Annotated in this window: 15 protein-coding genes; 10 read left to right on the top strand and 5 right to left on the bottom strand. The window is 61.4% G+C overall.

Going from position 1 to position 13,814, the window contains the following annotated elements:
- Positions 1-121 precede the first annotated feature (121 nt).
- A complete protein-coding gene (gene sbtM, locus E8L03_RS05085; RefSeq protein ID WP_171266738.1) occupies positions 122-1,750 on the top strand; it encodes a thio(seleno)oxazole modification radical SAM maturase SbtM in 1,629 nt (542 codons plus the stop codon).
- A gap of 143 nt (positions 1,751-1,893) precedes the next feature.
- Here the strand turns inward: sbtM and E8L03_RS05080 are convergent, their stop codons facing one another.
- The 5 genes from E8L03_RS05080 to E8L03_RS05060 form a co-directional block, all read right to left on the bottom strand.
- A complete protein-coding gene (locus tag E8L03_RS05080; protein WP_144234785.1) occupies positions 1,894-2,160 on the bottom strand; it encodes an anti-sigma factor family protein in 267 nt (88 codons plus the stop codon).
- Positions 2,161-2,165: 5 nt separating this feature from the next.
- Positions 2,166-2,474 carry a hypothetical protein gene (locus E8L03_RS05075; protein WP_171266737.1) on the bottom strand — a complete coding sequence of 103 codons (309 nt, stop codon included), beginning with the start codon at positions 2,472-2,474 and terminating at the stop codon, positions 2,166-2,168.
- Positions 2,475-2,922: 448 nt separating this feature from the next.
- Positions 2,923-3,321, bottom strand: coding sequence for a hypothetical protein (locus tag E8L03_RS05070; protein ID WP_171266736.1), 399 nt, complete (start codon positions 3,319-3,321; stop codon positions 2,923-2,925).
- Positions 3,322-3,356: 35 nt separating this feature from the next.
- Positions 3,357-3,833: a hypothetical protein gene (locus E8L03_RS05065; protein ID WP_171266735.1), complete on the bottom strand. Its 477-nt coding sequence runs from the start codon at positions 3,831-3,833 to the stop codon at positions 3,357-3,359.
- 43 nt (positions 3,834-3,876) lie between these two features.
- The gene (locus E8L03_RS05060; protein ID WP_171266734.1) at positions 3,877-4,914 is read right to left on the bottom strand and encodes a hypothetical protein; all 1,038 of its coding nucleotides are present in this window, start codon (positions 4,912-4,914) and stop codon (positions 3,877-3,879) included.
- 560 nt (positions 4,915-5,474) lie between these two features.
- Here E8L03_RS05060 and hmcA point away from each other — a divergent pair.
- From hmcA to divK (E8L03_RS05015), 9 genes are all read left to right on the top strand, one after another.
- On the top strand, positions 5,475-7,226 hold the full coding sequence (gene hmcA, locus E8L03_RS05055; protein WP_171266733.1) for a sulfate respiration complex hexadecaheme cytochrome HmcA: 1,752 nt from the start codon (positions 5,475-5,477) through the stop codon (positions 7,224-7,226).
- A 26-nt stretch (positions 7,227-7,252) separates the two neighbouring features.
- Positions 7,253-8,332 carry a sulfate respiration complex iron-sulfur protein HmcB gene (hmcB, locus tag E8L03_RS05050; RefSeq protein WP_171266732.1) on the top strand — a complete coding sequence of 360 codons (1,080 nt, stop codon included), beginning with the start codon at positions 7,253-7,255 and terminating at the stop codon, positions 8,330-8,332.
- On the top strand, positions 8,332-9,507 hold the full coding sequence (hmcC, locus tag E8L03_RS05045) for a sulfate respiration complex protein HmcC (RefSeq protein ID WP_171266731.1): 1,176 nt from the start codon (positions 8,332-8,334) through the stop codon (positions 9,505-9,507). The genes hmcB and hmcC overlap by 1 nt, the downstream gene beginning before the upstream one ends.
- Positions 9,508-9,525: 18 nt before the next feature.
- On the top strand, positions 9,526-9,690 hold the full coding sequence (hmcD, locus tag E8L03_RS05040; RefSeq protein WP_144234778.1) for a sulfate respiration complex protein HmcD: 165 nt from the start codon (positions 9,526-9,528) through the stop codon (positions 9,688-9,690).
- A gap of 21 nt (positions 9,691-9,711) precedes the next feature.
- Positions 9,712-10,389, top strand: a complete 678-nt coding sequence (gene hmcE, locus E8L03_RS05035; RefSeq protein WP_144234777.1) for a sulfate respiration complex protein HmcE — start codon at positions 9,712-9,714, stop codon at positions 10,387-10,389.
- Positions 10,390-10,440: 51 nt separating this feature from the next.
- Entirely contained in the window at positions 10,441-11,829 is a 1,389-nt protein-coding gene (gene hmcF, locus E8L03_RS05030; protein ID WP_144234776.1) for a sulfate respiration complex iron-sulfur protein HmcF, read from the top strand.
- 50 nt (positions 11,830-11,879) lie between these two features.
- A complete protein-coding gene (locus tag E8L03_RS05025) occupies positions 11,880-12,785 on the top strand; it encodes a universal stress protein (protein WP_171266730.1) in 906 nt (301 codons plus the stop codon).
- Between the two features lie 148 nt (positions 12,786-12,933).
- The gene (gene divK, locus E8L03_RS05020; RefSeq protein WP_144234774.1) at positions 12,934-13,287 is read left to right on the top strand and encodes a DVU0259 family response regulator domain-containing protein; all 354 of its coding nucleotides are present in this window, start codon (positions 12,934-12,936) and stop codon (positions 13,285-13,287) included.
- 151 nt (positions 13,288-13,438) lie between these two features.
- Positions 13,439-13,795 carry a DVU0259 family response regulator domain-containing protein gene (divK, locus tag E8L03_RS05015; protein WP_144234773.1) on the top strand — a complete coding sequence of 119 codons (357 nt, stop codon included), beginning with the start codon at positions 13,439-13,441 and terminating at the stop codon, positions 13,793-13,795.
- The last annotated feature ends 19 nt before the right edge of the window (positions 13,796-13,814 follow it).

Genomic DNA, 13,814 nt, shown 5'->3' with positions numbered 1-13,814 from the left:
GGCCGCGTCCTATCGCAAGGGCGCGCGCATGGGGTGTTTCCGGACTTGCTGATCTGGTGGGCAATCCGTTCGAAAACGCGCCGGCCTCGCAGTCGGCGCGTTTCTATTGTATTGTGCGTCCATGACTGACATGCCCCCGAACATCGAGCAGCAGTTTCAGGCTACCCGCCGAGCACTTGGCCAGGCGGCCTGGGAGCGTCTTGCTGCTGCCGGAAACTGGCAGGCATTGCCTGAACTGATTGCCGAGCACGCGCCAGAAGCCCCGGCCTGGGTGGCGGAGCTCGCCGCCGTGGAGCGGGCCTGCGCGCAGGTTCGCCGTCGGGCTGACTCAGGCTTCCCGGTTGTGGAGGCCATGGCCGTGAACCCGGCGTTGCAGCTCTTGCCCGTGTCCTGGCGCGGGCTGCCCGATATGGTCCGCGGCGGGGATGCCGAGCCACAGCCGGGCGAGGCGTTCGTCCTGGTCTGGGCTTCGCCGGCCGAGGACGCGCACAATGTCCTGATTCGGTGCGAGGAGGCGACGAGCGAGGATCTGCTCGCCCTCAAGGTGGTGGCCGAGGACATCCCCCTGGAGGAGGTGGCCAGGGAAGCCCTGGCCCCAGCGGCGGCCGTGAAGGCGTTGCTGCGGCGCGTCGTGGACAAGGGCCTGCTGCTGGCGCCGGCGTCGCGGATCGTGCGCGATCCGGCCAGCCATCCCCGGCCCCATGCGGATCGCGAGGAGTCCGTTCCCGCCATCCCGGTGGACGCATTCGTCAGCCAAAGCTTTGTGCTGCAATGGCACATCACCCAGCGCTGCGACCTGCACTGCAAGCACTGCTACGACCGCTCTGAGCGCGGCGACGTCTCACTGGACGACGGGCTGCGCCTGCTCGACGACCTGGCCGGCTTCTGCGAGGACCGCCACGTGCTGGGCCAGGCCACCTTCACCGGGGGCAACCCCTTGCTCCATCCGCATTTTCTCGATTTCTACGCCGCAGCCGTGGAGCGCGGTCTGGCCGTGGCGCTGCTGGCCAATCCTTGCGGCGAAAAACAGCTGGACGCCATGCTCGACATCGCCATGCCGGCGTACTTCCAGGTCAGCCTCGAAGGGCTGGAGGAGCACAACGACGCCATCCGCGGGCCGGGCCACTTCCGCCGGACCCTTGCATTCCTGGAGCTGCTGGGCGAGCGCGGCGTGCCGTCCCAGGTCATGCTCACGCTCACGCGCGGTAACAAGGATCAGGTCATTCCTCTGGCGCGGGCACTGCACGGCCTGGCGGATACCTTCACCTTCAACCGGCTGGCGCCGGTGGGCGAGGGCGCTGCCCTGGCTTGCGCGGACACGGCCGGGTACGCCTCATTCCTGCGAGAGTATCTGGAGGAAGCCGGCCGTCTCGGCCACCTCAGTTTCAAAGACAACCATTTCAACGCATTGCGCAGCGAGCTGGGCGCTTCCCTGTCCGGCGGCTGTACCGGGTTCGGTTGCGGCGCCGCGTTCAACTTCCTGGCCGTGCTCAGCGACGGCGCTGTCCATGCCTGCCGCAAGATGCACTCACCTGTGGGCAGCGTGGCGAGCCAGAGCCTGGCCGAGGTGTACGACGGCGGGCAGGCTGCAGCGTATCGCCGGGGCAGCGCGGCATGCGCCGGGTGCAACATCCGGCCCGTGTGCGGCGGGTGCATGGCCGTGGTGGCCGGACTGGGGCTCGACCCCTTTACCACACGCGATCCGTACTGCTTCTACAAATCCGCTCCGCCAATCAACGCCAGCGAGTAGGGCGCATTCGCGCCACTCCCTTTTCCAATTCCCAAAGAAAAAGCGCCATCGAGCCGATACGACAGCCGAAGGCGCTTGTTTGCGTGGTTTTTCGAGACGGCGGTGTATTCTCGCTCGTTCGGTTGGGCATTGCGGCTGCGGTATCAGGAATCCACACCGTCCAGGGGGCGCCAGATGCGGATAATGCGCTTGATGAGCCGCTTAGTGAAAGTCGTGGTCGTGCGGAGCCGGCGGCGTCGGAGCGAGGGCGGCGGCAGCTCGCCGTAGCCAGAATCTGAAACAGTGCGCAGCGTGTTCAAAGTTTCGCGGCAGTACTTGCACTCCGCGATATGCGCTTCGAGCTTCTGCCGTTCGTCGTCGGACAGCTCGTTCGCCTCGTAGCGCAGCAGATCATCCAAAGGACAAGGCATTGTAATCAATCCTCATAAACGCGTGTTGAACGGGCCTCGCGTTGTGCATCATGCCCGAACCGCATGGCGATGCGGGGGCAATCCTGTGACGGCGTGTGGGTCCGGGCGGTTACGGTTCGCTGGAACACGCCGCCCTTGCCGTCGGCCATGTCGAGCCGCAACGAATCGACTCGCACGGGCCGGACTCCGCGCAGCCACACTCCCCGGCCATGGTGTGCGGCGTTTGCACCGGCCAGCAGCGTGGCCACATTCATGGCGAACGCATCGCCGTCGTACTGGGCCAAGGTGCGCGGCGCGGTGGTGTTGGCGGGCACCACGGCGAGCTTTTCCGGATCGCCGTGCCTCCCGACAATTCGCGCCCCTGGTCCTCCGAGTCGCAGACGCCCACGTTCCGTTCGAGAGCGGCCGCATTGCGCGGTATATCCGGTGGGGGCGGTATTCGTCCACAGGATTTCGGCATGCTTCCGAGCCCGGACGCCGCCATCACCATCTGCTGCCCGCGTCTTCCGCACATCGTTCCGGTTGTGGCTAGCTCAACGAGCTTGCTCCAGAGCATGCCGGATGCGGATGCCGCATGCATATCTTGCTGGATTCATGAGAAAAAAGACAACAGCGTATGCAAAGCGGAGCGGAATGTCATCGGAAGGTCCGGTGTCGGCCTGGCCAAGGTGCGACTTGTAGCAGGACCGACGTAGGGATGGAAGGGGTAAGATTGGGACCGTGTTTGGGGAGGCTGGGGAGGATGGGGACGCATCGGGGCGATTAGGAGCTGACGCCCAGCCGGCCCGGGTGCCACTTGCGGGCGAATAGCAGATTAATGCCGCCGATGAGAAAGTACGTGTTGATTACCGCGGAAAACAGAGCGAAGCCCCACACCTCACTGACGAATATTGCTGTCATGGATGCGACTGCGTTCACTGCACTCAAGAGCAGTATCAAAGAGGTGTAGATGATTCGGATGAATGTAATATGTTTGATAAGGATGAAGTATACAGGGACAGAATAAAAAACAACAGCAATGCACGCCACAAGAGGAATGGGATATTCAGAAATTGGCGGTGTCAGCGCATAGATTGCCTTGAATATTTCTAGGGCAATGTAGCTCCACAACACGGGTCGAGGCGCGAATAGCGTAGGGTTGCGGAAAAAAGAAGCGTTCATGGAGAGTATATATCAAAATGATGCGGCATACATCATTATTGATGTGATCTTTCACTATTTTTCCCAGGTGATTCCTTGTGCTTGAATATCTGATCCCTACAGAAAACACCAATTTTTGCCAGATGGAATTCAAAACGCTTCAGGCAGATGGCGTAATCCTCTGTGGGCCAGCAATACGCATGATCTTTGGCATAATGTGGCTGGCCGTATGTATTTTGTAAGTAGCGAAGTGTGTTCGTGATGTTTTCATTTCCAAAGAGCGGTATGTCCTTGTTCTTGAATTTTTTGTCGCGATAGACGTAATTGACATATGGCGATGTGGCGTTGCCAAGCGTGATGGTCTCACCGGGTAGGTAGTATGTTTCAGTTTTCGGAACCAATTTGAAGTACGCCATTTCATACTCTTCCGGAATGGGGGTAGTCCCGTTGCAATCCATACCGTTGAATAAGTCGTCGGCGTGCGCTGGAACGGTGAGCATAAGAAAGAGGGCGAGGAGGATGTAATATTTCATGACGTGTCTTTTTGTTGTTAGCTATTGGTATTGCCTATTATAATTATTCGCGTTCTTCAACATGCATCCCCGTCGTCACAATCCGCCCCAGCCGTTTCGTCATCGCCACCAGGGCCCAGAGGAACAGCAGCGGGAAGAGCACCGAGTTCAGCACAAAGACCACGATGAGGTTGATGATGCTGTCCATGGCATTGTCGAGCATGGCGCGCAAGGCGTCGATGCGGCCGCGCAGATCCATGGCCTCGTCCGCTCCGGAAAACGCATCTCGCAATGATTCCAGCAAGGAACGGCCGTCTTCGGCCTGTGCCTGACCCTGCACCCGAGGCCGCGCGGGCATGGGGCCGGGCGTATCCATTATTAGGGCGTCTGTTTCCGACTCGACTCCATTGGTCGTGCTGTTTCCCGCAGTAGCGGCGGGTGGTCCGTTTTGTGGGACAGCCTGTGGCTGCGCTTCCGACGGCGTCAGCACCTTCGGCGCGATCTCCTCCTCGGAGGCGCGCACCACATCCATGGACGATTCATAGGTCTGCGCGAGAAAGGCGTTGTATGTCCAGCGGTTGGCCAACGTGGCCAGGGGCACGGCGAACATCACGATGAGGCTCGCGGCCACTGCGGTGGTGGCTATGCGGCTCAGGGATATCCGCCCCACGCGCGGGGCCCAGGTCGCAGCGAGGGTCAGGGCCAGCGCGATGGGCAGCAGCACGCCGGAGCCCACCTGCAATCCCATGGTCAACAAAACGCGCTGCACCCCCAGGGAGGCGGCGCACACGAGCAGCAGCCAGGAGAAGCGCTCGATAATGTCGTTGAGCGGGTCCAGCACCTGGCCGGCGGCCAGGGTCACGCCCAGGCCGGCCGGGGATATGTCCAGCTCGCTCTCCTGCACCACCGATATGCCGGCGTTCAGGGCGCGGGCAACGCCGTATGCCACCAGGGTGTTGGTCAGCGAGGCGTCCAGATGTGCGGCCGTGGCGTTCTCCACAGCGCCGAGGAGCGGTGCGCGGCCTGAATCTCGCGCCGGCAGCACAAGGCAGAGGACGAGCAGGGCGGCAAGCACGATGGTGGCGGCAAAGCGTGTACGCATGGTGTCTCCGAAGGGCGCGGCATATGCGGCGGCGCGCCGGCAGCGGGTTGGATAACGCCGGATCGGTTGTAGCACGCAGGGGCCGACAAGGCCATGTCGTCAGGCCTGCGAGTGTGGTGGTGGGAAAAAGAGCGTCGAGAAGGGGCTCAAAAGGGCGGATGCGACGATAATTCGGATGAATTCAGTATGAAAAATTTGTCTTGAAATGCGGATGAAAATTCAATGTGTGCAGGTAGTTACATGAATGAGTGTGACGCATGAAAAAGTTTTTAGGAAAGGCGGCAAAAACCCTTGACACAGGCAGGAAATATAATCTACCCGTCGAGTGGGTATTAATACGAACGTAATGAGGGGGTAATTCAACCAACTCTTTTAGGGGAGAATTGCTCGGAGCCGCAGACCTCAACGTCTATATAATAGTTGTCATGCCAATGTCTTGGTGGTTCCGGCGGGTGGTTCCAGACCCTGGCAAGGCATTGGATCGCGAAGGAAATTTGCTTCGCATGAAAGTTATCGCAGCAGGGATTTCAACACATATGAGTAAAGAGGGAGCATTCATCATGGCACACAGGAAAGTAGTCGCAGGGTTATCAGGCTTCCTGATCGCCCTGGCAGCCGTGCTTGGGCTCGGCGTGGACGTCATGAGCAAGCCACTGGTTGCCGCGGAGAACTCCACAGCCAGGGCCGACCTGATCATGATCGATACGATCGCCCAGCAGCGAGAACTGGAGATGCCTGCCTCCCAGTTCATGCATGACAAGCACACTGCTGCCCTGAAGGAGCAGGATAAGGATTGTTCCACCTGCCACAAGACCACCACGAATGAAGAGGGCAAGAAGGTCATGTCCCTCAAGTTCATGCGGGAAGAGGACGGCAGCGCGGACGAGCTCAAGAAGATCTACCACGACGGCTGTATTTCCTGTCACGCCAAGGACAAGGCCGACGGCGCCGAGAAGTACGGCCCGCAGTCCGGCGAATGCCGCAGCTGCCACGTCGACAAGCCCGAGTACACGGCGGAGCGCGAAGACGTCGAGATGGACAACGCGCTTCACTACATCCACTGGGGCTCCAAGCAGATCTCCAAGGACGCCGGCGAAGAGACCAACTGCGGCAGCTGCCACCACCAGTGGGACGAGCAGACCCAGAAGCTGGTCTACAAGAAGTTCGAGGAAGAGAGCTGCAGCTACTGCCACACCGAGGCTCCCAAGGAGCCGGTGAAGACTCCCGAGCGCCTCGCCTTCCACGAGCAGTGCGTGGTCTGCCACCAGACCCTGGCCGAGAACAAGGCCGAGAACTACGGTCCTGTCGAGTGCGCCGGCTGCCACAGCGAGAAGGCCCAGGAGGAGCTCAAGCAGTCCAAGGAAGAGATGCTCCAGAAGCTCGGCGGCGTGCTCCCCCGCCTGCCCAGGCAGCAGCCCGACGCCGTGCTGATGACCCCGCCCGTGGCCGAGGACGCCACCATGCAGGAGAAGGAAAAGGTTGAAGAGCATGCCATGCCCGTGGCCTTCAACCACAAGTTCCACGAGCAGAACACCGACTCCTGCGCCGCCTGCCACCACAAGAGCGTGCAGTCCTGCGATATGTGCCACACGCCGCGGGGCGATGCGGACGGCGAGTTCGTCTCCCTTGCCCAGTCCATGCACCAGGCCGACAGCATGCGCAGCTGCGTCGGCTGCCACCAGCAGGAGCAGAAGAAGCCCGAGTGCGCCGGCTGCCACGCGGCCATGGAGAAGAAGGCCCAGCCTGCTTCGGACTCCTGCGCCACCTGCCACGAGCCGCTGCAGTCCGCCGGTGAGGGCATGGGCATGATGCAGATGAACCAGGACGACATGTCCAGCATGATGAATGCCTCCGAGAGCGTGACCACGCCGCTGCCCGAGGACAAGGACGCCCGCGAGGCCCTTGCCAAGCGCATTATCGAGCGCCGTCCGGACACGCCCAGGAACATCGATATCAATGACGTCCCGGAGACCGTGACCATCGGCGTGCTGTCCGACGAGTACAAGCCCAGCGAGATGCCGCACCGCAAGATCGTGAAGAAGCTGATGGAGGACATGGACAACGACAAGCTCGCGGCTGCGTTCCACACCACCGAGCTGACCATGTGCCAGGGCTGCCACCACAACAGCCCCGCCTCCATGAAGCCGCCCCGTTGCGAGAGCTGCCACGGCAAGCCGTTCATGGAGCAGCAGCCCGGCCGCCCAGGTCTGAAGGCTGCGTTCCACGCCCAGTGCATGGACTGCCACAAGCAGATGCAGCTGGAGAAGCCGGTGAGCACCAACTGCACGGCGTGTCACGAGAAGAAAGACTAAACGGATAGCCGAAGGAGATGAGATAGATGCAACGCAGACGATTCCTCGGATTGGTGGGCGCTGCCGGAGTGAGCCTCGCCGCGTCCGGCAAGGCGAAAGCCGCGAGCAAGGAGTTTTCAGGCTATCCCGGGAGCCACGCCGTGCTTTTCGACGCAACCCGCTGCATCGGTTGCCGGAAATGCGAAGCCGGGTGCCAGAAGGTCAACGACCTTCCCATGCCTGAGAAGCCGTTCGACGACCTGAGTGTTCTGGACCAGAAGCGCCGCACCCACGCGGAGAACTTCACAGTGGTCAACAAGTACGACGTGGGCCAGCAGGCGCCCGTGTTCCGCAAGTTCCAGTGCAACCACTGCCTGGAGCCCGCCTGCGCCTCGGCCTGCTTCGTGAAGGCGTTTAAGAAGCAACCCACCGGCGCAGTGACCTACGACGCCTCGGTGTGCGTGGGCTGCCGCTACTGCATGGTGGCCTGTCCCTTCGAGGTGCCCACCTACGAGTACAACGAGGTCCTGACGCCCCGCGTGCGCAAGTGCCACATGTGCCACGAGCGCCAGCTGGAAGGAAAGCTGCCCGGCTGTGTGGAGGCGTGCCCCAAGGAGGCGCTGACCTTCGGCACGCGCGACGAGATCCTCAAGGTCGCCCGGGCGCGCATCCGTAACTATCCGGGCCGCTACCTCGACCACGTCTACGGCGAGAAGGAAATGGGCGGCACGAGCTGGCTCTACCTTTCCGGCGTTCCGTTCAAGAAGATCGGCATGCGTGAGGACCTGGGCACCACCTCGGCCCCGCACCTCACCACCGGCGCCCTGGCCGCCGTGCCCATGGTCGTGGGCCTGTGGCCCGTGGTCCTGGGCGGCATCTGGGCCGTGAACAAGCGCAAGGAGAAGATCGCCGCCGAGGAGCAGAAGGCGGCGGTGAACAGCGCTGTGTCCGAGACGCAGGAGAAGGCGCAGCAGGAAATGGCGGACGCGCTGGCCAAGGCCGAAGCGTCCACCCAGCGCCGCATAGACAACGAGGTCAAGAAGGCCGTGGACGAGGCGCTCAAGGCCAAGGAAGAAGAGGCCCAGTCTCAGGCTGAAGACGGCAAAACCGATGAGGAGGGCGCCTGATGTCCACCGAAGCACACACCGCCGGCTCCAAGTCGGTATTCAATACGTTCAACATCGTCGCCGGCGTCATCATTCTGGTGGGGTTGGGGATCACGGTCCTGCGCTTCACCGGCGGGCTCGGCGCTGTCACCAACCTTGACGACAACAACCCGTGGGGCATCTGGATCGGCTTCGACCTGCTCTGCGGCGTCGCGCTGGCCGCCGGCGGCTACACCACCTCGGCCGCGTGCTACATCTTCGGCCTGAAGCGCTACCACGCGGCAGTGCGGCCGGCCATCCTGACAGCCTTCCTGGGCTACGCCCTGGTGGTCTTCGCCCTGCACTACGACGTTGGCCGGCCCTGGCGCCTGCCGTACCCCATCTTTGTGCAGCAGGGTACCACGTCGCTGCTCTTCGAAGTGGGCCTGTGCGTGTTCCTGTACCTCACGGTCCTGTTCCTGGAGTTCCTGCCCGTGCCGTTCGAGTGGTTGAAGAAGACCAAGATCCGCAACTTCCTGGTCAAGATAACCCTGGCGCTGACCATCATGGGCGTGGTGCTCTCCACGCTGCACCAGTCCTCCCTGGGCGCGCTGTTCACCATCGTGCCGTCCAAGGTGCACCCCTTGTGGTACTCGCCGTACCTGCCGGTGTTCTTCTTCGTATCCAGCATCGCGGCCGGCCTGTCCATGGTCATCTTCGAGGGCACGCTCTCGCACAAGTTCATGCACCACGCCATGGATGAGGAGTATCTGAAGCATCATGACACCGTGGTCTTCGGCTTTGCCCGCGGCTGCTCCTTCGTGCTCTTCGGCTACTTCATGATCAAGCTCATCGGCGTGGCCTACGGCGACGCCTGGCACTATCTGTCCACGGGCTACGGCGCGCTGTTCCTCGTGGAGATGCTCGGCTTCGTGGCCCTGCCGTGTTTCCTGTACGCAGTGGGCGCTCGCGACAAGAACGCCAAGCTCATCAAGTGGACCGCCGCCTGGACAGTTCTGGGCATCGTGTTCAACCGGTTCAACGTCTCGATCATCGCCTTCAACTACCAGCTGCCCTCTGCGGAGCGGTACTTCCCGAGCTGGATGGAGATCGCCATCTCGATCTTCATCGTCACTCTCGGCGTGGTCGTCTTCCGGTTCATCTCCAAGCGGATGCCCGTGTTCCGCGAGCACCCCATGTACAAGGCCGAGCACTAAGCCAAGGAGCTTTTCGATATGGAATTCCATACATTACAAGACTTCCTGACGTATACCAAGGGCAACGTCTACCTGATCATGGGGGGTATCCTCATCGCGGCGGCGCTCTTCTGGCAGTTCCTCATGGGTGGCAAGGACAACACCGAGGACGAATTCGAGCAGTACAAGCACAAACACGATTAAGCCCGCACGAGGAGATGCACCATGTATGATCTTCTGACAGGTCCCCTGCTTTGGGTGGTCTTCATCGTCACCTTTGTCGGTCTTGCCGTGCGGGTGGTGATGTACATCCGAGGCCTGGACTGGAAGCTGGACCGCGTGGCCTACCGCCCCTTCCTGGGCCATGGCCTGAAGCACGGCGTCCGTTCCATTGTGGCCTTCCTGATTCCGTTCAAAGCCCACAGCTGGCGGTCGCGGCCCCTGTTCACCATTCTGTTCTTCGCCTTCCACATCGGCCTGCTGGTCACGCCGATCTTCCTGGAAGCGCATAACGCGATGCTGGAGCAGAGCCTGGGCATTCGTCTGCCGGGCCTGCCGGCCGTCGTGGCCGACGTGCTGGCCTGGACTGTGGTCGTGGGCGGCGTGTTCATGGCCCTCAGGCGCATCGCCTTCCCCGAGGTGCGCATCCTGACCACGGCCTACGACTACCTGCTCATCGTCATCTCGGTGGCGCCGTTCGTAACGGGCCTCATCGCCCGCTACGAGTTGGGCAGCTACGACTTCTGGCTCTGCCTGCACATCCTCACCGGTGAGATCTGGCTGCTGGCGCTGCCTTTCACCAAGCTCTCCCACGTGGTGCTCTTCTTCATGTCCCGCATGCAGCTGGGCATGGACTATGGCATCAAGCGCGGCGGCATGAAGGGCACGAGCATGTCGTGGTAGCGGCGGGCCGCATATTACGATTCTACAGCTTCAAAGATATGGAGAAGCACAATGCCTGAAGGAACGCTTTGCAATAGGCAGCCCATCACCACGGAGGAGCAGCTCAAGCTGGTCCTCAACGATAAGGGCGGCAAGCAATACTATGCGGAGATGGAAGAGCTGGAGGTGGACTCGGACAAGCTCTGGGGCGCCATCCAGAAGACCCTGAAATCGCGCACCAAAACCTGGCTGGACATCTGCGCTCATTGCGGCCTCTGCGCCGAGAGCTGCTTTCTGTACCAGGTCAACGGCCGCAAGCCGGAGCAGGTACCTTCCTACAAGATCCAGTCCACCCTGGGCGAGATCATCAAGAAGAAGGGCAAGGTCAGCAACGAGTTCATGCGCCACTGCATGGACGTGGCCTGGAGCTGGTGCACCTGCTGCAACCGCTGCGGCCAGTTCTGCCCCCACGGCATCGACATGGGCGTGATGTTCTCCTACCTGCGCGGCCTCTTGTACTCGCAGGGCTTCGTGCCGTGGGAGCTGAAGATCGGCTCCGGCATGCACCGCGTGTACCGCGCGCAGATGGATGTGACCACCGAGGACTGGACCGAGACCTGCGAGTGGATGGCCGAGGAGAACGAAGAGGAATGGCCGGGCCTGGAGATTCCCATCGACAAGGAAGGCGCGGACATCATGTACACCTGCAACGCCCGCGAGCCCAAGCACTACCCGGAAGATATCGCCGAGGCCGCGATCCTCTTCCATGTGGCCGGTGAGAACTGGACTGTGCCCTCCGAGGGCTGGGAGCAGACCTCCCTGTCCATGTTCGCCGGCGACTGGGAATGCTGCAAGGACAACGTGGCCAACGTCTACGCCGCCCTGGAGCGCCTGAAGCCCAAGCGCGCCATCGGCACGGAATGCGGTCACGCCCACCGCGCCACGGTCATCGAAGGACCGTACTGGGTGGGTCGCGAGGACGGCCAACCCCCGGTGCCCTACATGCACTACGTGGAGTGGCTGCTGGAAGCCCTGGAGACCGGCAAGATCAAGATCGACCCGGAGAAGCGCATCAAGGAGCCCGTCACCCTGCAGGACTCCTGCAACTACGTGCGCAACCAGGGGCTCAAGAACGTCACTCGCAAGATCATTGAGTACATCGTCGAGCCCGGCTACTTCCGCGAGATGGCTCCCAACAAGGAGTACAACTACTGCTGCGGCGGCGGTGGCGGGTTCAACGGCATCGGCAAGTACCGGCCCCAGCGCAACGTGGCTCTGCTCAAGAAGCTGCAGCAGATCAAGGCCACCGGCGCCAAGCTGGTCATCGCGCCGTGCCACAACTGCTGGGACGCCATCCGCGACCTGGAGGAAGAGTACAAGATCGGCATCCGTTGGAGCTTCCTCAAGCCGCTGATCATCGAGATGATGGTGGTGCCGGATCATCTGAAGCCGGAAGAGTAGGGCGCAAGCCGAACCAGACGCAAGAACCCTCAGCATTTGCGAGGTACTACATGTCCAAGAAAATTCTGCTGGCCACCACGGGCTCGCCGGCGAGCTTCGGAGCCGCCCGCGTGGCCTTCCAGATGGCCAAACGGTACGGCGCCGAGATCATCGTCTTCCACGTGGTCGGCCTGCCGACCAAGGCGTACTCCCAGATTGTGAAGGATGTCCGCACCGGCGACGAGGTCCAGGTGGACGAAGACTACATGAGCTGGGTGGAGGACGAGCTGAAGAACACCTACGCCAAGCAGATCGAGGATGCGGACGCCGGCAAGGTCCGTTTCATCCTCACCACCGGCGTGCCGCAGCGCGAGATTCTGCGCGCCGCGCGTAGCGAGGATGTGGACCTGATCATCATGGGTGCAAGCTCCGGCAGCGCGGACCACATCGACTACAAGGGCTACACCGGCAGCACCCTGCAGAAGGTGGCCAAGTCCGCCAAGTGCCCGGTGATGACCGTGCACCGCGAGACCGCAGCCTACCGCGGCGGCTTCAGCAACATCCTGTTCTGCACGGACTTCTCCAAGCAGGCCATGCACGCCTTCAACTACGCGCTGAACATGGCCAAGGAGTGCGACTGCGATCTTACGCTGTTCCACGCCCTGGACGTGGGCGGCAAGGTGCTGGCCCAGAACGAGATCGAGGACCGGCTCATCGAGGCGCGCAACCGCATGCGCGGACTGTACGCCGCCCAGGCCGGCGACTTCGGCAAGATCGACATCGAGGCGTGGGAAGGCGTGCCCTACATGGAGATCGTCAAGCTCGCACGCGAGCGCATGGCCGATCTCATAGTCATGGCGCACCACACGCGCGAGATCTCCACGGACGACGCCCGCCTGGGCTCCACCGTGGAGCAGGTCATCCTGCGCGCCAGCTGTCCCGTGGTCAGCGTGAACAAGCCGGACAAGGTAGCATAGCTCGCTTCCTGGCGAATGCTTCCTTGCATCTGGTTTGCGGAAATATACGGAAGTAGCAAAAAAATACCGCAATCAGCCGTGGCGGCGGCTGATTGCGGCAACGTCAAGGGACTAGGGTTGAATCCTAGTCACGAAATAGGAGGGCACAATGTCCAAAAAGATTCTGATCATTGATGATGACCAGGAAATCCGCTCCTATCTGACTGAACTCTTCACCGACAACGGGTACGAGGTCGTCACTGCGGACGATGGCGCCGTTGCGGATGATGTGGTTGTCAAGGAGAACCCGGACCTCATTACTCTGGATTTGGAAATGCCAGAGGAATGGGGCCCCCGCTTTTACCGGAAACTGTCACAAAACCAGGACCTTAAAAGGATTCCGGTGATCGTCATCAGCGGGCTCAGCGCGAACAAATACGCTATTCCCAAAGCGGTTGCAAGCTTGTCCAAGCCCTTCGATCCGGCTGAGCTGATGAAGATCGTCAAGGATACCATAGGGTAACGAACGATTTGCAGGGTTGTGTGTCCGCGCCGTCGACGCCGGCGGCGCGGATTACCCACATTTGGAACTTGAAAAAGCGCACAGGTACAGTACACGCTCTTTGCATGGTTTGCGTTGAGCCATCTGAACTCTAATGCAAAGGGGAGGGCGCATGCCCAAGAAGATCATGGTGGTCGATGACGACGAAGCAATCGTGGATTACCTCGTCAACGTCTTTGAAGACCACGGATACTGCACCTGCCGCGCTTCGGACGGCGTCACGGCCTACGATGTGGCCCTGGCCGAAAAGCCGGACCTCATCACGTTGGACCTGGAGATGCCCAACGAGTGGGGCCCGCGGTTCTACAGAAAGCTGACGCAAACCGAGGAGTTCGAGAGCCTCCCGGTTATCGTCATCAGCGGGCTTTCCGGCATCCACCTGGCCATCAAGCGGGCCGTGGCCACCATTAAGAAACCGTTCGACCCGGCGGAAGTCATACAGATTGTGCGTGACACCATAGGCGAATGAACCAGACCGCGCCCAGCCG

The organism is Oceanidesulfovibrio marinus, from assembly GCF_013085545.1.
Lineage (GTDB): Bacteria > Desulfobacterota > Desulfovibrionia > Desulfovibrionales > Desulfovibrionaceae > Oceanidesulfovibrio > Oceanidesulfovibrio marinus.
The sequence above is the reverse complement of the archived record's forward strand: the minus strand, read 5'-3'. Positions and strand labels throughout refer to the sequence as shown.